The sequence below is a fragment of the Bacteroides reticulotermitis JCM 10512 genome, from assembly GCF_000517545.1.
Taxonomy (GTDB): Bacteria; Bacteroidota; Bacteroidia; order Bacteroidales; family Bacteroidaceae; genus Bacteroides; species Bacteroides reticulotermitis.
In genome coordinates, this window is the sequence record NZ_BAIV01000002.1 from 185,240 (window position 1) to 205,599 (window position 20,360).

A 20,360-nucleotide genomic window follows, 5' to 3' on the forward strand; every position below is an offset into this window, starting at 1 on the left:
TTTGCATTAGATAATTGAAACAGGCTGGTTAGGTTAAGCCGACAGTCAAGAAACGACCTTCAACATAAAGAAAAGATAAATAAGACACCCCCCGCAAACACAGTGTTCTTATTTATCTTTCTTTTTTTAGTTATGAGTTAGATGTAGTCTATGCCCCTTACCTACTCTCGTTTCCTCAAGTTCTTCACATAGTCCGAAGGTAAGCAACCGATGTGCTTCTTGAAACTGGTGGAAAAATAAGATGGTGAGCTAAATCCGACTCTACTACTCACTTCAGCTACCGAGTAGCGTCCTTCCAATAACAGTTGGCACGCCTTATTAAAACGAATACGCCGTATAAAGTTAGCAGGCGGTTCTCCCGAGACCGAGTTCATTTTGAGATATAAAGACGAACGACTCATAAATAGTTTCTCCGCAAGTTCATCTGCCGTAAAGTCCTCATTATCGATGCAGTCTTCTACTATTTGAATCGCTTTCGTCATGAACTCCTCATCCAACGTGTTCGAAGTCATTTTAGCGACATCGATATCAATGGTGTTCGAGTAATAATACCTCAACCGTTGTCTGGCTTTTAGTATATTTTCAATCTTACCCCGCAGAATATTCATGGAGAAGGGTTTGGGTATATAATCGTCCGCACCGACTTGAATACCTACGGTCTGTGCTTCGATACTTCCCTTAGCCGATAACAAAATCACCGGAATATGGCAGGTCTGCAAATTCTTCTTAACGATCTCACAGAGTTTAATGCCGTCAATGCCCGGCATCATCACGTCGGAAAGGATTAAGTCTACCTTCTGTTGCTTCATGATGGCCAATGCTTCCTCTCCGTTCCCCGCAGTTAAGGTGACGTATTTCGCTTGAAAATGCCCCTTCAGATAATCAACAATCTCCCGGTTATCATCTACCAATAAGATGGTTGGCCTTCCCTCTTCGGTCGCATCAGTCGGTTCGGTTGCTTCCTCCGGTTCTTGAACAACTGCTCCAATGAAGGCCTCATCCACCAATGAGATAGCATCTTCCTGCAAAAGCCCGGATTCTTTTTCTTCTCCCCTCTCTTCCATGGGGAAAACACTTATAGCTGCGGGTAAGGTTATGGTAAACTCGGTAAAACGCTCCGGCGTGCTATCAACAGTTATGGTGCCGCGGTGTTTATCAATCAGTGACTTTACCAATGCGAGTCCGATTCCGGAACCTTTCCGATCCTCATCAACCTGATAGAAACGTTCAAAAATGCGAGAGAGCTTTTCCGCCGGAATACCAATACCGTTATCCTTGACCGAAAAGCCGTACGTAGTTTCTTTCTTCCACAAAGTCAATGCTATCTCTCCACCGTCCGGTGTAAACTTAAAGGCATTAGACAGCAAGTTCATCAAGATCGTTTCCAGATAAGCCTTATCCACGGGCAAAAGTTCTTTCTGAAGTTCTGAATGGAACTCCAGCGTAATATTCCGTTTCCGAGCGTTCTCTCTAAATAAAGTAAACACATGGTTCGCCAATTCCTCAACCGAAGCCAACGTAACATTAAGTGGCAACGCTCCCGACTCGGCTTTCCGGAAATCTAGTAGCTGATTCACAATGTGCAGCAGTTTATGCGCATTCTTGAAAACCAACGAGAACTTCTGCTGTACCCCAGCGTCAAATGATGTAGATTCATTCTGCAACTCTTCTAAGGGAGCCAGAATCAAACTCAAAGGAGTTCGCAACTCGTGAGACATATTGATATAAAAGCGTACCTTCTCCTGACTCACCTCTTCTATTTTACTTCGTTCAATCTGTTCGATTTGCATCCGCATCTTCATCTTGGCACGGGTAATAAAGAAGTAGACGATAAAAATCAGAATGCCGATAATAAGCAAGACAAAGAGGGTCTTAGCCCACCAAGTCTGGTACCACATGGGAAGAATATCGATAAAACATTCGGTAGGAGTTTCCGACCATTGCCCGCTATCATTGCACGCCTTCACTTTAAAGATATATTTGCCCGGAGGTAAGTTGGAATAACTAACTCCCCGAGAACCTGCCCAAGCTGAATGAATCCATTCATCATCGTAGCCCTCCAGCTTATAAGCAAACTTATTCCGACGCCCGGAAAGATAGTTGATCACAGAGAAGCTAACCCGAAAGAGCTTCATCTCGGAGGGGAAAGAAACACCCAATAGTTTGCCATTCGTTGCCTGGTAAAACTTGATAGCTCCATTCTCCGCCATAGTTACGGGACTGTTAAGCACGGCAACACCCGATATCACAGCATTGGGGGCAAAAGGACTTCCGGCAAAATTATTCGGGCTGAAATAAGCGACTCCATTCAGTGTGCCCAAGAAAAATAACCCATCTCTCGATTTACAAACCGCTGCTTGTGTAAACTGGCTATGCGGCAAACCATCTTCTTTAGTATAGTTGCGAAAAGTATTCGTTGCCGGATCGAAGCAAGATAATCCTCTATTGGTAGTTAACCACAATCGGCCACGCTGATCTTCTAAAATATTACCCACATAATCATTCGGCAACCCGTCTTTCATTGAATAGTGTTTCCAGGAAGAAGGCGATTGTTCGGCATAACGATACAAACCGGACGAGGTTCCCACCCAAATGGTATGATGACTATCTTCTTGCACACACAAAGCCTGAATTAATCCCAGCGAATAAACACTCGTTGAATCAACCATTACCTGCACTTTCCCGTTTGCATACATATACAAACTCTCCTCGGTAGCAATCCAGGTTCGTTGCTTCGAATCCCGAAAGAGTGTGGAGACTAGTACTCCTTTGAGCTGGGGGTATTTCAGAGCCAGCGGATGAGGAAGCAATTCTTTGGTTTGCTTATCAAAGTGATATAAACCGTCCATCGAACCAACCCAAAGTGTACCATCTTCGCCATCCAGCAAAGAGTAACAACTATTTTTCAGTGACAAGGCCTCGGGAATGTTATAGGTATCGATATGCCCGGTCTGCACATTCAATCGACTCAGTCCGCCTCCATGTGTACCGATATACACCGTACCGTCTTCCTCCGGGAATACACATTTTATATTGTTCGACCGTAAAGCAGTCTCCTTCTCCGAGTAAGCCGTAAACTGTCCCGTCTCCCGATCATAATAGTTCAGCCCTCCATCATTCGTTCCAATCCAAAGTCTACGCTTAACGGGATCTTCCACAATACAACTGATTGTATTATCGCTCAACGAATTATGATACGTAGAATGTTGCAAGACATTGAAAACAGGAGCCAACGGATGGTAGTAGTTCAGCCCTCCATGATATGTTCCAATCCACATGCCACCTTGGTTATCCTGCAAGAGAGAACGGACGGAGTTGTGTCCCAAAGAATAAGGATTTTCGCTGGAAAAACGATATTGCGTGATCTGCCGGGATTCAGGACGAAGTATCAGCAAGCCTTCTATGGTACCAATCCACAAGCGTCCCTGATCATCAAACTGTAAGGTTCGAACAGCATTGGACACAAATTGTTTCGGATGTGACTGCCGGTTATAGTGTTCGCTAATTCGGAATTTATCATCTACCCGGTATACTCCGTTTGTCAACGAAGCCAGCCAGCAGTTTTTTGTCTTATCGTCATAAACAATGCTGGAAATCACTTCATTCTTCAGTTCCGGCAGTAGCTGTGCCACATTCCCGTTACGCGGATAATAAAAGTAGATACCGGCAGAAGTTCCCAGCAGCACTCCATCTCCAATCTCACGGATGGAATAAACATTTCGATCTTGTAATTGCGGAAGCATCCGCATCTTACCGGTACTCTTCTCAAACACCGCCAGCCCACGACTGGTTCCTAACAGTAACTGATCCTTATCCGCCGGTTCTTCAATGGCAAAGACCTGTACAGACTGATTGCCCGGCAAGGAGAAGTTTGTAAAGTTATTGCCCACAATGTTATACCGGGATAACCCAACCATAGTGCCCGCCCATACAACCCCTTTCCGGTCGGTGTAAAGCGAGTAGATATGGTTATTGCCCAAACTGATTGTATCATTCAGGGATTTATAGAAAGATACAAACCGGAAACCATCATGCCAGTTTAGTCCCTCGGCCGTACCTACCCATATTTTCCCATCGTGATCTTGCGTCAAAGCGAGTATCGTGTTTTGAGATAAGCCATCATCCACAGACAACCGTTTAAAGTGGAATGAGTTGTCATCAGCGTGCAATGATGTACCAAGCGGACAGTAGAAAAAGGAGGAAACGAGTCCTACCATATAAAATAGGAGTAGATGGCGGTTCTTCATGGATTATTACAGTTCAATAGATAGTTAGTGGACGTAAAGGTATGTATTCAAACCGACATCTACAACAAAGCATCGCTTTATGTTCAGATTGTATCCTTCGTCTCGTTATACCGTTTCAGAGCTTCTAAATAGTAATAGTCAGTATAATTCAATGGGGTATCCACCTCACTGTCGTGCGGAAAACTTCCCACCGAATGTTTCAGGATAAAACCATGATTCTCACCTTCTTTAGCTAGATACTCATCCGAAGAGAGTTGTTTTAAGATCTGTTCGGCATATTGAAAATACTTTTGCCCCTGTGCTTTATCACCATAACCACTCAATTCCAATAAGGCAGAAGCAGTTATAGAAGCTGCCGAAGCATCACGCGGTTCATTGGGTATGTTCGGAGCATTGTAGTCCCAGTAAGGAATGTAATCGTTTTCCGCCGGACGGTTTGACATAATATATTCCGCGATTTTATGAGCAGCTTCCAAATATTCCGGCTGCTTGGTAAAACGGTAACACATGGTATATCCATAAACACCCCAGGCTTGGCCACGAGCCCATGCTGAAGAGTCTGCATAACCTTGGAATGTACCTTTTGACTCTACATCACCTGTGGCTGCATCATAGCTAACTACATGATAAGAAGTCATATCGTCTCTAAAGTGATTCTTCAACGTTTTAGCGGCATGAGCAACCGCGATCTCACGGAACTTGGGATTACCGGTCCGTTCGGATGCCCAGAAAAGCATTTCGAGATTCATCATATTGTCAATAATCACCGGATAACTCCACTCACCGAAGTCCCATGAGCGGATTAGTCCCACTTTCGAATCATAACGCGAACTCAGACTCTCGGATGAGTTAACCAAAATCAAGCTATCGCCAAGCTCCGGTTTGAGACGCAACCCCTGCCCATAGCTACAAAACATCATAAAGCCCAAATCATGGTTACCTGTGTAATACTGCATCTCTTCCAACCGATTGGTATACAAACGGGCTTGTTTGGCTAAAGCCTCATTTCCTGTCAGCTCATAAGCCAGCCACATACTTCCGGGGTAGAAGCCGGTCGTCCAGTCTGTCGGATTCTCCAGACGGTACTTCCCGTCCTTAATCGAACGCGGAAAGCAAAGTGTGTCCGGTTCATTCTTTAACTGTTCGGCCATATAGAGCAATTGATGCCCGGATGTATTCACAGCATTGTCAAACCACTCCATATTATTATTCTGAGGAGAGTTGCATGCGGTTAATATAGCAAGCCCTGCTACCGCAACATAGTTCTTCTTTTTCATTCTTCTTTGGATGTTTATAATTATAATACCTATTGTTTCGATATTGCGCCGGTTGGCTGTACAGGTATATCAGTCATTTCCTGCACCTTCCACTGACCATTTACACAATCATACAGCAATGAGGCCTCTTTCGCAGAAAGGGAATATTCATGATCGCCCACCGACACCTTCTTAGTTCCGTAGCTGAAAGTTGCTTTATTAACCCGGTTCTCGATAAAGAGCTTGGCTGGATTCTTCGCATTCAGTTCGGCTTCAATCACCCAATCGCCACATTGCAAACGATTTCCCTGACGCGAGATGTCGGCTGCTTTTATTCCATCGGGCTGTACCTGAATGATAGTCAGAATACGGTTACGCTTGCTGGACGCGAAGCTTGCAGTCAGATGCCACTGATTCGCCAATTTTTCACCCCGGACTGCTTTCGTTATATCCGGTGCTACAACAAACTGATCTGTCTGTGTTATATCACATGCTTGATTGCTGAATAACTGTGCAACTGAAGTGAACTGCTTCGCTTCATTCCGTGTAGTCAACAGCTTCGTATCTTTATCAATGGCAAACGGTACCGGACTATGCAACAGCCAATCCCAACGCACAGGAGTCTTTGCTTCCATTTCGTCATAAATCACCACTTTGTCCGGATGCAATAAGAATATATGCCGACGATACAAGGTCAGCGGAGTCTCTCCAAAACCATTTTCTCGGGATTCTTCTACACCTTGGTTAGCGAAATTCCGAATCCACATCGGATAGTCATTCAAGCCGCAGTAAGCATTCGAGGCGTCTCCCAAACAATACGAGATGTTCTCTCCGCCAAGCATACGTACAATATCCCCATACGCCTTGATAGAGAAAGGTTGCCCGATTCCATCTACCAAAAGTGTATTATGACCACGCGTATGACGATAATCCAATAAATTATGAGGATCAGTAAAATTCATGTAATAACCTGTCGAACCATAGACAGGCACTCCCCGGAAGTGTAGATTGAACGCATTCTGAGTAGATTGTGTATGGCTACCTGAACCAAATGGGCTCGATCGGAAACTCAAGCAAAGGTTATTCTGATAGTCAGCCATATTTGAGTTAGCGATCATTTCGCCGCAATCACGAAACCAAGTAGCTTTCGGTTCATTAGCGGGAAGTGTAGTGATCTTCTCTTTAGCCTCCGGACGTACCATGCGATATAAACGCATTTCATCATCCATCAGATAGCGTTGATCGATCGAGGTGTACCAAGCAGCGTACGGATCTTTCAATTCCCGATGCAGGAATTCGGCAAAAGCACTGCGGATAATGAGCGGTTTATCATTCATTTGCTCATGTCCGTCGCCCCATCCTACACTGATGGAATGTGGTGGCCAGCTATATACCATCGCCTTTCCAACCCCTTTGTACCAAGGATGCTGAAAGAAGTCAGTTCCGGTCAGGTGGGAAAACAAGGCCGGGAGATAATACAACGTAATGGCATTCGCACTGAAATAGCAAGTTCCGTTAATCCAGATACCGTCCCGATTAAATCCGGTAGCCGGGGCACGTGCCGTCCAAAGTTCATACGCATATTCGAGAAACTCATGAGCTTCCGGGTATTTATCATAAAGTACTAAAGAGGCCTGCGTCAATCTTCTCAACGTAAATTGCCAAAGATGGTTGTTGAAAATATGATTCTCCATCGAACCGGCAAAGTGAGATTTATAATAGTGACCGATGATTCTGAGCATTAGTTGCTCCATTTGGTTACGTTCCTGAGGTGTAAACCGATCATAGCAGGTTTCATAAGAACACGCCAACAGGTAAGCCAAGTCACCCGCATAGAAATCATTACTCAGTTGGCGGTCGGTCACCCGGGAGGGAAGAATCCACCGAATCAACTGTACCATCTTGTTGGCATACACATCACGCTGTGTCAAGACATAGGCCGTATGCAGCTTTTCGCAAAGATCAACCATGGCCGTTGCATGATTAGAAACCAACGTATCGGTACTATAATTAGCCGCCAACCCTTCACGTCCCGAAGTGATCATTCGATTGTATTCGGGATGAGTGTACATCTTCTGCCGGGCTTCCCCGAGCTTATCATCCAGAAAACAATTGAGACGCGATGTTTCTCCGGAAAGTTTCTTTAATAGGACATCAAAAGTCGGTGTAACGAATGTAGGCACATCGTCAGTCATTACAAACTCCATCGTTTCACTCCAAGGAAAGTTCTCACCCGATGAGCTTACCGAACGAAAACGCCAGTACCACTTCCCTGCCGACAGTTTTTGATGTGGATTAAACATACACCAAGGAACAGGTTTGGACAGCATATTACCTTCGCCTGAAAAGTCTTTCTGCTGAGAGAGTTCGAACTGCAAGCAATCGGCCTGCTTCCTGTTTTTCGGAACGAGTAAAGGTGCCGGATTTATATAGAGCGTTTGCCCGATCTGCGGATAAGGTGTTCTCCGTTCATTCTCATGAACCGTGGAAAGGGATTGCTTCTGTGCCATGATATTCACAGCTCCGAATACTCCGAAGCTCAGCAACAGGCATACACACAATCGTTTTGAAAAGAGGGAATTGATGATATTCATACTATTAATTTAACTTGGTGTATTTATTACGGTAGCAAAGTTAGAGAGTAAGGCCGCAACAGACTTTTTATATCTGTTTTTAATACCCCGAATACTTTCTTCGAGGTATAGAATTCATCCAAAACAATTTAGATTTTGTCTTTTAGTAGTTGAACATCAAAGCCCCTACCTCCTGACATCAGTTTTACTTGTCGGGTAGAAGTACCATTCGAGAGAGATTCTATGAAGAGAGAAGCTCCCTACTCACGTAGTCAGATCATGATAAGATTAGCTTGCAATCGAAGACAAAAAAAGCTCGCATAGTTTAAATTATGCGAGCTTTTCTTTATTTAATACCGAACGATTAGAATTCAGCGTTATGCGGTGTACGTGGGAATGGAATCACATCCCGAATGTTTGCCATACCTGTTACGAATAGCAGCAGACGTTCGAAGCCAAGTCCAAAACCGGCATGCGGACATGTTCCGTATTTACGGGTATCCAAATACCACCACATATCCTTCATCGGGACATGCATTTCCTGAATACGGGTCATCAACTTATTGTAATCCGATTCACGTTCCGAACCACCAATGATCTCACCGATCTTCGGGAACAGTACATCCATAGCGCGTACAGTCTTTCCATCCTCATTCTGCTTCATATAGAAAGCCTTGATTTCCTTCGGATAGTCAGTCAGAATCACCGGACGTTTGAAGTGTACTTCTACCAAATAGCGTTCATGCTCTGAAGCCAAATCGACTCCCCAGTAAACCGGGAATTCAAACTTATGCCCCTTAGCTACCGCATCTTCCAGTATCTGAACACCTTCTGTATAAGGCAGACGTACGAATTCAGATTGCATCACACCTTGCAGACGTTCGATCAATCCCTTGTCAACCATGTCGTTCAGGAATTTCAGATCTTCTCCACAGTTGTCCAATGCCCATTGTACGCAGTACTTAATGAACTCCTCGGCCAAATCCATGTTGTCGATAATATCATTAAAGGCTACTTCCGGCTCAATCATCCAGAACTCCGCCAAGTGACGGGGAGTGTTGGAGTTCTCGGCACGGAAAGTCGGGCCAAATGTATAGATCGCTCCCAATGCAGTTGCAGCCAGTTCACCTTCCAGCTGTCCGGATACAGTCAAACTAGCTTGTTTGCCAAAGAAATCGTCGTCATACGTGATAGCACCATTTTCATCTTTCTTCAAGTCGTACAGGTTCTTGGTAGTAACCTGGAACATCTGTCCGGCTCCTTCACAGTCAGAAGCAGTAATGATGGGTGTATGGAAATAGACGAATCCCTTTTCATGGAAAAACTTATGAATGGCGATAGCATGTGATGGCGAATACGGAACACAGCACCAAAGGTATTCGTACGCGGACGCAAATGAGCGATCTCACGTAAGAACTCCATCGAGTGTCCTTTCTTCTGCAGCGGGTAAGTATTGTCACAAGTTCCCAATACTTCGATTTCAGTAGCCTGTATTTCTACATTCTGACCAGAACCGACCGATTCTACCATTAACCCATTCACGCTTAGACAAGCACCAGTCGTGATCAGTTTCAGCATCTCTTCATCGAAGTTAGCCAAATCTACTACGAGCTGCACATTATTTATTGTAGAACCGTCATTCAGTGCGATAAAGTTTACTTGTTTACTACCTCTGCGGGTACGAACCCATCCTTTCACATTGACCTTAGCGCCAAAATCATCACGCTTCAACAGATCAACAATTTTTGTTCTACTAATTTTTTCCATAAAACTATTTTAAATACATTATATATTACTCAAACGAACCCATACGGAGGAAGTTTACTTCTGCTTCCGACAGGTAACGCCATTCTCCACGACGTAAGCCTTTCTTTGTCAATCCGGCAAAGAATACACGATCAAGTTTGATAACTTTATAGCCCAAAGATTCAAAGATACGGCGTACAATGCGATTCTTTCCCGAGTGGATTTCAATTCCCACTTGGTCTTTCTTGAAATCATCCGCATAGTTAATACCATCCGCACGGATCTCACCATCTTCCAGTTGTACACCGGCAGCGATTTGTTCCATATCCGCTTTCGTCAGATTCTTATCCAAATGAACGTGATAAATTTTCTTCTTCAAGAACTTAGGATGCGTCAATTTGGAAGCCAAGTCACCGTCGTTAGTCAACAACAGTACGCCGGTTGTATTACGGTCAAGACGTCCTACCGGATAAATACGTTCCGTACAAGCACCTTTCACCAGATCCATTACCGTACGGCGTTCTTGCGGATCATCCGAAGTGGTCACTGTGTCTTTCGGTTTATTCAGCAGCACATATACTTTACGTTCAATGCTTACCGCTTCATCGTGGAACTTAACCACATCCGAACGTTTGATCTTTGTACCCAATTCAGTTACCGCTACATCGTTAACTGTAACAACTCCGGCAATAATAAACTCATCCGCTTCACGACGTGAACAGATACCGGCATTAGCTAAGAATTTATTCAAACGAATCGGTTCATTCGGATCAACATATTGCTCCTTGTACTCGATCTGTTTCTTCTTGCTATACTTAGCATTGGGGTCATAGTCTCCCGAACGACGTACCGGACGAGAAAAGCCATGCGAGCCACCTCCATCATATCTCGGACGGTACGGACGATCGCCGCCGCCATCACGGTTATAAGAGGGACGATATGGACGATCACCGCCTTCACGGTTGTAAGAGGGACGATCACCACCTTCGCGGTTATACGGACGATACGGACGGTCACCACCACCTTCGCGGTTATACGACGGACGATACGGACGATCACTACCTCCTTCACGGTTGTAAGAGGGACGATCACCGCCTTCACGATTATAGGAAGGGCGTTGAGGACGGTCACCATACGGACGCTGAGGACGGTCGCCACCTTCACGATTGTAAGAAGGGCGGTCACCACCTTCGCGGTTATACGACGGACGATACGGACGATCACTACCACCTTCACGGTTGTAAGAGGGACGATCACCGCCTTCACGGTTATAGGAAGGACGTTGAGGACGGTCACCATACGGACGTTGAGGACGGTCTCCACCTTCATTGCCTGAATTAAAGCGAGGACGATACGGACGATCACCGCCACCTTCACGATTATAGGAAGGACGATCACCACCTTCACGGTTCGGATTAAATCTTGGACGATACGGACGATCGCTGCTACCTTCACGGTTGTAAGCAGGGCGATCACCGCCTTCACGATTGTAAGAAGGACGATACGGGCGTTCACCACTTCCTTCTCTGTTGTAATACTTGTTACCATCACGGCCGGCTCCGGAATTCTCTTCATTGGAAGAGTTTTCACGCCATTCTTCGTTTTCTGTGTTCATTTTTTATTCGAATAAAATTAGACATTGGCCTCACGGCCGTTCTTTATCAAAACTTATAGTTCATTATAACATAATAAAGCAACTACCTTAATTGTTCACACAACTAACAGTTTATTTTCAAACTCCCGTGTATGTATGCGGGGTAATAGCTCTCAGTTCTTTTTTAATTTCCTCACTAACATTCAGCTCTTCAATAAACTCTTTGATTGAGTTTTCCGTAATAGCCTGATTCGTTCTAGTTAAGGCTTTCAGTGCTTCATACGGATTCGGGTACGCCTCACGTCGTAAAACGGTCTGGATAGCTTCCGCCACTACACTCCAACAATTATCCAGATCATGGTAAATAGCCGTTTCATTAAGCAGCAATTTACGCAATCCCTTCAATGAACTTTGGATAGCAATCACGATATGTCCGAAAGGTACGCCCACATTACGTAGAACGGTGGAATCCGTCAAGTCACGCTGTAGACGAGAGATCGGCAATTTAACAGCCAGATGCTCTAATATAGCACTAGCGATGCCCAAGTTTCCTTCCGCATTTTCAAAGTCGATGGGATTCACCTTATGCGGCATAGCGCTTGATCCTACTTCACCGGCTTTAATCTTCTGCTTGAAATACTCCATAGAAATATATTGCCAGAAGTCACGGTTCATATCAATCATCACTGTATTGATACGTTTCATCGCATCAAAGACAGCCGATAAATTATCGTAGTTTGATATCTGCGTCGTATACTCTTCGCGTTCCAATCCCAGTTTCTCAGCCACGAAACGATCTCCAAACACTTTCCAGTCATATGCCGGATAAGCTACATAATGCGCGTTATAGTTCCCAGTAGCTCCACCAAACTTAGCCGTAATCGGACAAGCTTTCAGAATGGCTAACTGACGTTCCAAACGGTAAACGAACACCATAATCTCCTTACCCAAACGAGTAGGCGAAGCCGGCTGTCCGTGAGTCTTGGCAAGCATCGGAATGTTATCCCATTCAGTCGCATATGTTTTCAACTGAGCAATCAGTTCCTCTACCAACGGGTAATAGACTTTATCCAAAGCCTCTTTTACCGAGAGAGGTACAGACGTGTTGTTTATATCCTGTGAAGTCAATCCGAAATGAATGAATTCCTTATACTCATCCAGTCCGCCTAACTTGTCGAATTCTTCTTTCAGGAAGTACTCTACGGCTTTCACGTCGTGATTCGTCACACTTTCAATATCTTTAATGCGTTGCGCATCCGCTTCCGAAAAGTTGCGATAGATAGCACGCAATGTTTCAAACACTGCTTTATCAACTCCCTCCAACTGTGGCAAAGGTAGCTCACACAGGGTGATGAAGTACTCTATTTCAACTTGTACTCGGTATTTTATCAGTGCAAATTCTGAGAAATAAGCAGCTAAATCTTTCGTTTTGCCTCTATATCGACCATCTATTGGAGATATGGCCGTCAATAAATCAAGTTCCATACGTTTTTCAGATAATTATCAAGCTGCAAAATTAGCTCTTTTTCCTGAGTAATAAGGCAAAAGAACCCAGAAAGTTTGTATAAAACCAGTAACAAATAAAAATAGAAGGCGAAAACTCAAGTGTATTAGCAAGAATACCTTAAAGTTTTCGTCCTCCATTCCACATTACCTGACCCTTAAGGTGATAATGCGTTGAACCCTGAAGGTCTTATTTTAGTGAATATTACGGTTGACGGAAATCAAACCACAACTTCATCCGGAACCCATCGTCTCCTTTTTTGAGGCGAATGGTACTAGGTTGGCTTTTCGGCCCCAACTCCGGTATCGATTTGCCCGAACGCATCGCGGGAATATCATACAGGAACGAAATATCTCCCGACGGAAACTCACGCATCGTATTCTCCCCGTTTCGACGTTGTACAGGTTCTTCGGGGGTAAAGACACGGAAAAACAAGCCATCACTCTCCGAATAAACAGTGAAAGGCACGCGGTCAGACTCAAGAGTAGCCCAATACATATTGGCATGATACCCTTTGAATTCAGGATATACCAGATTCTCAAAGTTCTCGCCCGTAATTGTATTGTTATACGCCTTTTCCCAGATACCATAGTTGGTTCCTTTGATGCGGTTTTTCCAAACCCGATAAGGTCCACGTCCCATCCAACGCATGGCTTTGACTTCTTCTTCCGGGAACGAGAAGCTCAGTCCGAAGTTGTACACCTCCTTATCAAAGAAAGCTTCTCCGAAACCACCTCCGGTTGGACGGTTAAAGATTACCGCATCCATACCCAACAAACCATCACCGGTCATACGCCATACAATCGAGTCGATAGCCCCCAGGTATTTCACTACATAAAGCGCATCATTCCCTTCCATACACGTATAGCCTTCTTTAAACCGCACCTTCATGCCTACCGGAATAGGGCCATTGTTCAGCGGGATTACCTGTTCATTCCGTTTGATCTCGGTTAATGTTCCCTCCTGACTATCAAAAGCAGCCGAAACACCACCAGCGGATAATACGACCTTGCCCCCTATGCTTGCCATACCTGCTTTTGAAGAGACTCCCACCTTACCACGTTGCGTTTCAAAATATTCTTTGGCATACTTTACCGGCCAGGTCCAATTGCAGAGTGACTTCCCTTGTTGATCGTATGCTTCTAGCTCCAAGACATCTGCTTGAAAGAAGTGCGGGGGAAGTTCCATATGCGCCACACCTGTTTCACCGGGGTTCAGAGTCGGTAGAGCCACCGTACCTTCGGCCGTTAGCGTTTGCTTCGCCCCAAGTAGCGGCGATGGTGTTTGGTATAAACGATATTTCATACGACACGCTTTCAAGTTGGTGAAGAGATGCGTATTACTTACCATAAAATCACCTTTAAACGAAGGCGTAATGTATAAATTCTTAAACTGGATAGGTGCCCACACTTCGCGAACCGTGTAAAAGCTCCCCTCCTCTTCACGCCACGGGCCGACTATTCCATCCGGGCCATTCGGACCATCTGAGTCGAGCTTGCCTGTATCGGTACGCTTCACAGCCTCATCCACATACGCCCATAGGAAACCTCCGGCAAACAAAGGACTTGAAGTATAGTTGCTCCAGAAATCATCCAGTCCGGCACCGTGCCCCCTGTCATACAATCCGTGTAGAAATTCCGTAGGCATAAACACATTATACCCATTGGCCAGACGATACGTACCCGTTTGATAAGCCGGATAATGATGCGTGTCCAGTCCGTTGAAATCTGCCCAAGGATGAATCACGTGCCGTTTCTGCGGATCGTATGCGGCAAAGAGAGAGTCCAACGCCGTATTCCAGCCTCCTTCATTCCCGTTGCTCCACATGAAGATACAAGGATGATTGACATCATGCGCGATCATCTCAGCCAATAGCTTCTGCCCAACTTCGGCATCGTAACTATTCTGCCAGCCCGCCAACTCATCCAGATAGAAGAGTCCCAGCGAATCGCAAACATCCAGGAAGTGTTTGTCGGGTGGATAGTGCGAACGAACAGCGTTCATATTCATTTTCTTGATTAACAAAGCATCCTGCACGCTCAGTTCTTTATTCGTGGTACGTCCACCTTCGGGATGGAAGCAGTGCCGATTCGTACCCCTCAAGATGATCTTTGTGTCATTGAGATAGATGCCGTCTTTCGGGCGAAACTCAATCGTACGGAAGCCAATGCGTTCCTCATGAACGTGTACTATTTGCTTCTGCGGATTGAGCAACTCCAGCCTCAGCGTATAAAGGTTCGGATGCTCGCAATCCCAGTTACGGACGTTCTGCCAAGAGGTAGAGATTGTTTGTACATCTTTTCCGTGCAGTGTATTCACCTGCTTACCCAGGTTCTGTTTGCCGTCCACAGAGCGTAAGGACGTTGCCAAAGAAAAGCCTTCGGGCAAATTCTTCGCATACAAATCGGTCGATAGTTTCCCATCCGCTGTCGCGTTAACAGCAATACGTTCGATATGTGTTTTGGGTACAGCTTTCAGATAAACGGGACGATAGATACCTCCGAAGAGCCACCAGTCAGCCCGACGTTCCGCTGCGTTGACCGAACGTCTGGCAGATTCCTTCCATACCTTGACTTCCAGTTCATTCTTCTTTCCGTACTTTAGTTTATCCGTAATGTCATAGCTAAACCGATAGAAGGCTCCCTGATGAATCTCACCTGCCAAAGTCCGGTTGATTTTGACTTCCGCATCCGTCATCACTCCTTCGAAGACAATGCTAACCTCTTTATCTTTCCAGTCAGCCGGGACATTGAATTTATAACGATACAAGCCATTTTCATCACTGGCTGAGTACCTTTCACCAGGTAAAAACGGCCATAGGTATATGCTCCAAAGCCTTGTTGTTCCCAGACTGACGGGACCTCTATCTTACTCCACTTCGCACTGTTCATCCTGCGGAACAATAAAAGTCCCAGGTTTTTGTATGCCCCAAGCCTGTGCCCGAGAGATAACGTACTTCGGTATTCTGCGCGTTTATGCCAAGGGCAAATACGCAACAAAGAGTTATAAAAAAATAGTTCATCTTCATATATCAATCGTTTGGTCTATAAGCGTATGATTGTCCAAAGCAGTAAAAGCAGCGAACTATTTTTCCCGCTACCTGCTTTCAATTCAGACTTTCGTATTAACAGCGGCAAATGTAGCTTGCTAAATCCAAATGAGAGTTGAAGTATGTTCCTTATAGGTTGACACATGTTCTTTATCGCATTTCAGGCATAGAGACATGCGTCAACTTGATCAGATTGAGGGCTGGTTACCTTTCAATTAGGTATCCGCATACTTCTCGATGTATTCCGTCGGTAGCATACCAAACTCCTTCTTGAAACATATAGAGAAATATTTCGGATCATTAAAGCCTACCGCATAAGCGAGTTCCGAGATGCGGATTGTTTTATTATCATCCATAATCTTGCAAGCAGCTTTCAGTCGGATATTACGTACAAAGCCGGTTGCGTTTAGTCCGGTGAGCGACTTCAACTTCCGATGCAAAGTCGTACGGCTGGTAGCCATTTCAGTCGTAAACTGAGGCACATCGAAACTCGGGTCACTCAGGTTCCGATTCACACAGTCAATCGCATCTTGCAGGTATTTCTCATCCATATCCGTATAGTGCAAGTCCTTAATCTCAAAAGCCAGTTGCTTCTTGAAATCACTAGCTACACGTTCTTTCGTCTTCAACAGATTCTGGATACGGGCATGGAGCGCGGACAGATTAAAGGGTTTCGTCAAATAGGCATCCGCTCCGGCCGTATAACCTTCGTTCCGATTCTCTTCAGCACTCTTGGCTGTAAGTAAAACAACAGGGATGTGGCAAATCTCTATATCCGCTTTTATGAGCTTAGTTAGCTCCAATCCATTCATTTCGGGCATAACCACATCTGAAACGACCAGATCGACCGCCTCTTCTTTGATTATCGTTAGTGCTTCCCGCCCGTTAGGAGCTTGGAGGATGCGGTATTCACGACTCAGCAGTCGAACCATGACAGCAAGCAGTTCTTCATTATCTTCGGCTAAAAGTATGCACGGTGTTTCATCGGTATATTGCTTTTTCACCTCTTGAGTTTCTTCGTATAAGGTGCGATCCGCTATCGGGTCTTTCACAGCTACCTCCTCAATGATCTCGATAATTTCTTCATCTTTATACGCTTCCCGTTCGATCGGAATCTCCACAGAGAACTGCGTACCTGTGCCTTCCTCGCTTTCTACACAAATACTTCCCCGGTGCAAATTGACCAGATCACGCACCAGAGAGAGGCCGATACCCGTCCCGATGGTATGCGATTGGCGGTAATCTCCTTCATAGAAGCGTTGGAAAAGCGTTTTCTGACGCTCTGCGGAAATGCCTTTCCCATTATCTTTCACCGTAATAAGCGCAAAGCCCTTTACCGAAGCGTACTTTACACTAAGCTGGATAAATCCATCCTTCCGGTTATATTTCGCCGCATTAGAAAGCAGGTTGTAGAGAATCTTATCCAGTTTATCCCGATCAAAATAGGCTTCCATAATCTCCTGTTCACATACCACCGAGAAGTGAAGCTGACGTTTCCGAATCAGTGGTTCAAAGCTCTCCGCCTCGTGACGTACGAACAAGGCTATGTTTCCCTTGGCCACACGCAATTGCAGGTTGCCACTTTCTGCCTTCCGAAACTCAAGGATCTGTTGCAACAAGCGAATCAAGCGTTGCACGTTAATATCCATCGTATAATAGAGTTCATTCAATTTCGGGAGTTGTTCTTTCAATTCATCCAACGTCGCAGAGATAATGGTCAACGGAGTCATCAGTTCATGCGTGATATTGGTAAAGAACTGCAATTTAACATGGTTGAGTTCCTGAACCTTATAGGTTTCCAACTCCTGCAAATGAAGTCGATTGCGCAACATCAACCGGCGGCGTACCTCATAAAGGACCATCGTCAGGATAGCACCGAAGACCAGCAGATAGATGAGATAGGCCCACCAAGTAGCCCAGAAAGGAGGTTCGACCAAGATGCTGATTGTCCGTGGTTCACCCCAGTCGCCATTCTCATTGGTAGCGCGAACCTCAAAGGTGTATGCCCCCGGACTCAGGTTAGAATAATAGGCACTTCGGCGATCGGCATCCACATACTGCCAGTCGGAATCAAAGTTACGCAGTCGATACGCATACTTATTTTGCTGCGGCATATTGTACGTCAACGATGCAAAACGGATTGTGAAGTTGCTGTACATCGCCGGGATCGTCAGTTCCTCGGTAAAGTCCGAAGTGAACGGCGTTATTTTCATCCGTTGTTTTTCAGCGATCTGCTCCAATGATTTACCATCCAATAGAATATCCGTAATGCATAAATAGAGATCATAGTTATTCGTTTCAGCCATATCCTCACTGAAGTTCACGATGCCCCGACTACAACCGAAGTACAACCGACCGTTGCGATAGCATGACGCGTTCTTATTAAAGAAGTTATCCGCCAAGCCATCGGCTACGGTGAATATGCGAACTTTTGCCTCCTCATACTCCGATAATTTCAACCGGGCCAACCCCTGATTCGTTCCCACCCAGAGATTGCCGTGACCGTCTTCTTCGATACTTCCCACCATATCGCCGGGTAAGTTATATTTTTGATGAACAGAGGCGAAACTGTTGCTCTCCGGATTATACAGACAGAGTCCGCTACCCTCCGTACCGGCCCAAATACGTCCGTGCTTGTCTAACAGAAAGCAAAGGGGTGTGTTGACCGGCAACAGCCCGTTTTCGATGCAGTAATTCTTGCAACGAAGCGTATGAGGTTGCTCCATATTGCCCGTCACGTGCACAATTCCATTATTATTGGTAGCCAACCACAAACTGCCGTCACGTCCTTCCAAGATACAAGTAATCTCCTTGCTCAGAAGCTCGTCGGCCTCTTCCAACTGATTGAAACAGAAAGAGCGACCGTCTTTATAACGCACGCTAAGTCCTGTATACGTACCCAACCACCAGTTTCCCTTCCGGTCTTCATGCACCATATACACCAGGTTATGAGGGATGAAACCGCAGTTATTCATTTTGTATTGATGAATCACCTTCCCATCCCGACAGGTTATTACCCCCTCATCGTGAGCAGCCAGCAGGATTTCCTGCGTGGATTCGCTATACGATATATGATAAGGACGCAGCGTTGACAGTACATTTTGAGTTTTATCACCCTGATAGTAATCTACCCCATAGCCGAAGCCTGCCCAGATCGCTCCGTTCGGCTCTACATAAAGCGTAGAGATATAATCGGTAAAGAGTGTCTTAGCGTTATGGGTGTGAAACGTTTGGAAAGAGCGGGTATGCGTATCCGCATGAAAGACGCCGGCCCCTTTGGTACCTATCCACATCAAACCGTTTCTATCGCGAAGAACCGAATTAACCTCGTGAACCGGAAGCTTCTGTTCCGTTCCTGAGTCCTGATAGTTCCGAAACACACCTTCTTGGTTACTATCCATAAGACTCAGCCCGTTGCGCGTGCCAAGCCAGAGAGACTGGGTTTGCAGATCTTCATCCATCGAGTAGATATAGTCAGAACATAGAGACGCTTTATCTGCTGAGTCGTGTTTGTAGGTTTTGAGGGTAACGCTTTCATGATCCGTCGAGAAACTGGCCTGATGCAAACCCGTACCACTACCTCCAATCCACACCCTCCCCTTGGAATCCAGAAATAAGGAGAGGATCGATTTCAGCTTACCCAATCGATAGTGGATAAACCGATTCTCTTTAGCTATATACCGATAAAGCCCATCTTCCCACGTACCAATCAGCAAATCACCGTTGGTATCTTCTACGAATGCCTGAATATTGACCAGTTCCGGCACATCTCCTTGGCAATTCTGGGGCGTCATCAACCGAACAGAATCTTGTGCCTCATCGTAACAAGCTATTCCACGGACTATACCCAGATAGACTTTATTATCCTTCGTCACATGAACCTGATTCAACCGATGCCGCCGGACACCTTCCAGTTTCATTTTCCGAACCAGCCCCGTCTTTTTATCAAGCACGCAAAGCCCTTCATGAGTTCCGATCCAAAGCCGATGCGAATAGTCCTCTTTGATACAAAGCACATTGTTGTTGACCAGTAATCCCGGAGTATATAAATTCGATTTGATGGTACGCACTTCATACCCATCATACCGGAAAAGGCCGTAGAAGGTAGCTATCCAGATTAAGCCATCCCGATCCTGATAGACTTCATGCACCATATTGTTTGGCAAACCGTTAAACGTAGAGAACTGTTTGAATGACAGTTCATCCAAATGGGGTTGCGCGATACAGTTGGGTATGATTAAGATTAATAGCAGAAAGATTAACCGTACTTTATGGATCATCACTTTGTTTTTCATAGTTGAACATATAGCGCAAATATACAAAAACACTTTGAGGAATTATACGGATTTAAAGTTTCTAATTAAAAACTTACATTTTGAGAGTCGGCCATG

At 45.2% G+C, this 20,360-nt stretch carries 6 protein-coding genes and 2 pseudogenes; all 8 read right to left on the reverse strand.

The window, feature by feature from the left end:
* Positions 1–161 precede the first annotated feature (161 nt).
* A complete protein-coding gene (locus JCM10512_RS01700) occupies positions 162–4,247 on the reverse strand; it encodes a hybrid sensor histidine kinase/response regulator transcription factor (RefSeq protein ID WP_044159796.1) in 4,086 nt (1,361 codons plus the stop codon).
* An 83-nt stretch (positions 4,248–4,330) separates the two neighbouring features.
* Positions 4,331–5,524 carry an AGE family epimerase/isomerase gene (locus tag JCM10512_RS01705; protein ID WP_044159799.1) on the reverse strand — a complete coding sequence of 398 codons (1,194 nt, stop codon included), beginning with the start codon at positions 5,522–5,524 and terminating at the stop codon, positions 4,331–4,333.
* A 29-nt stretch (positions 5,525–5,553) separates the two neighbouring features.
* Positions 5,554–8,097 (reverse strand): DUF4962 domain-containing protein, encoded by a 2,544-nt coding sequence (locus tag JCM10512_RS01710; RefSeq protein ID WP_081741191.1) that lies wholly within the window; start codon positions 8,095–8,097, stop codon positions 5,554–5,556.
* Between the two features lie 343 nt (positions 8,098–8,440).
* Positions 8,441–9,843, reverse strand: a pseudogene (gene asnS / locus JCM10512_RS01715) (asparagine--tRNA ligase).
* A gap of 25 nt (positions 9,844–9,868) precedes the next feature.
* The gene (locus JCM10512_RS01720; protein ID WP_044159801.1) at positions 9,869–11,437 is read right to left on the reverse strand and encodes a pseudouridine synthase; all 1,569 of its coding nucleotides are present in this window, start codon (positions 11,435–11,437) and stop codon (positions 9,869–9,871) included.
* A 117-nt stretch (positions 11,438–11,554) separates the two neighbouring features.
* Positions 11,555–12,901 carry an adenylosuccinate lyase gene (gene purB, locus JCM10512_RS01725; RefSeq protein WP_044159803.1) on the reverse strand — a complete coding sequence of 449 codons (1,347 nt, stop codon included), beginning with the start codon at positions 12,899–12,901 and terminating at the stop codon, positions 11,555–11,557.
* Between the two features lie 223 nt (positions 12,902–13,124).
* Positions 13,125–15,942 (reverse strand): annotated as a pseudogene (locus tag JCM10512_RS01730) (glycoside hydrolase family 2 TIM barrel-domain containing protein).
* Positions 15,943–16,184: 242 nt separating this feature from the next.
* Positions 16,185–20,264 carry a two-component regulator propeller domain-containing protein gene (locus JCM10512_RS23300; RefSeq protein ID WP_044159804.1) on the reverse strand — a complete coding sequence of 1,360 codons (4,080 nt, stop codon included), beginning with the start codon at positions 20,262–20,264 and terminating at the stop codon, positions 16,185–16,187.
* Between the last annotated feature and the right edge of the window lie 96 nt (positions 20,265–20,360).

Bases quoted from the DNA above. Each gene is read 5' to 3' on its own strand.
- JCM10512_RS01720 (WP_044159801.1), bottom strand. From the start codon at position 11,437: ATGAACACAGAAAACGAAGAATGGCGTGAAAACTCTTCCAATGAAGAG.
- JCM10512_RS23300 (WP_044159804.1), bottom strand. From the start codon at position 20,264: ATGAAAAACAAAGTGATGATCCATAAAGTACGGTTAATCTTTCTGCTA.
- purB (WP_044159803.1), bottom strand. From the start codon at position 12,901: ATGGAACTTGATTTATTGACGGCCATATCTCCAATAGATGGTCGATAT.
- JCM10512_RS01700 (WP_044159796.1), bottom strand. From the start codon at position 4,247: ATGAAGAACCGCCATCTACTCCTATTTTATATGGTAGGACTCGTTTCC.
- JCM10512_RS01710 (WP_081741191.1), bottom strand. From the start codon at position 8,097: ATGAATATCATCAATTCCCTCTTTTCAAAACGATTGTGTGTATGCCTG.
- JCM10512_RS01705 (WP_044159799.1), bottom strand. From the start codon at position 5,524: ATGAAAAAGAAGAACTATGTTGCGGTAGCAGGGCTTGCTATATTAACC.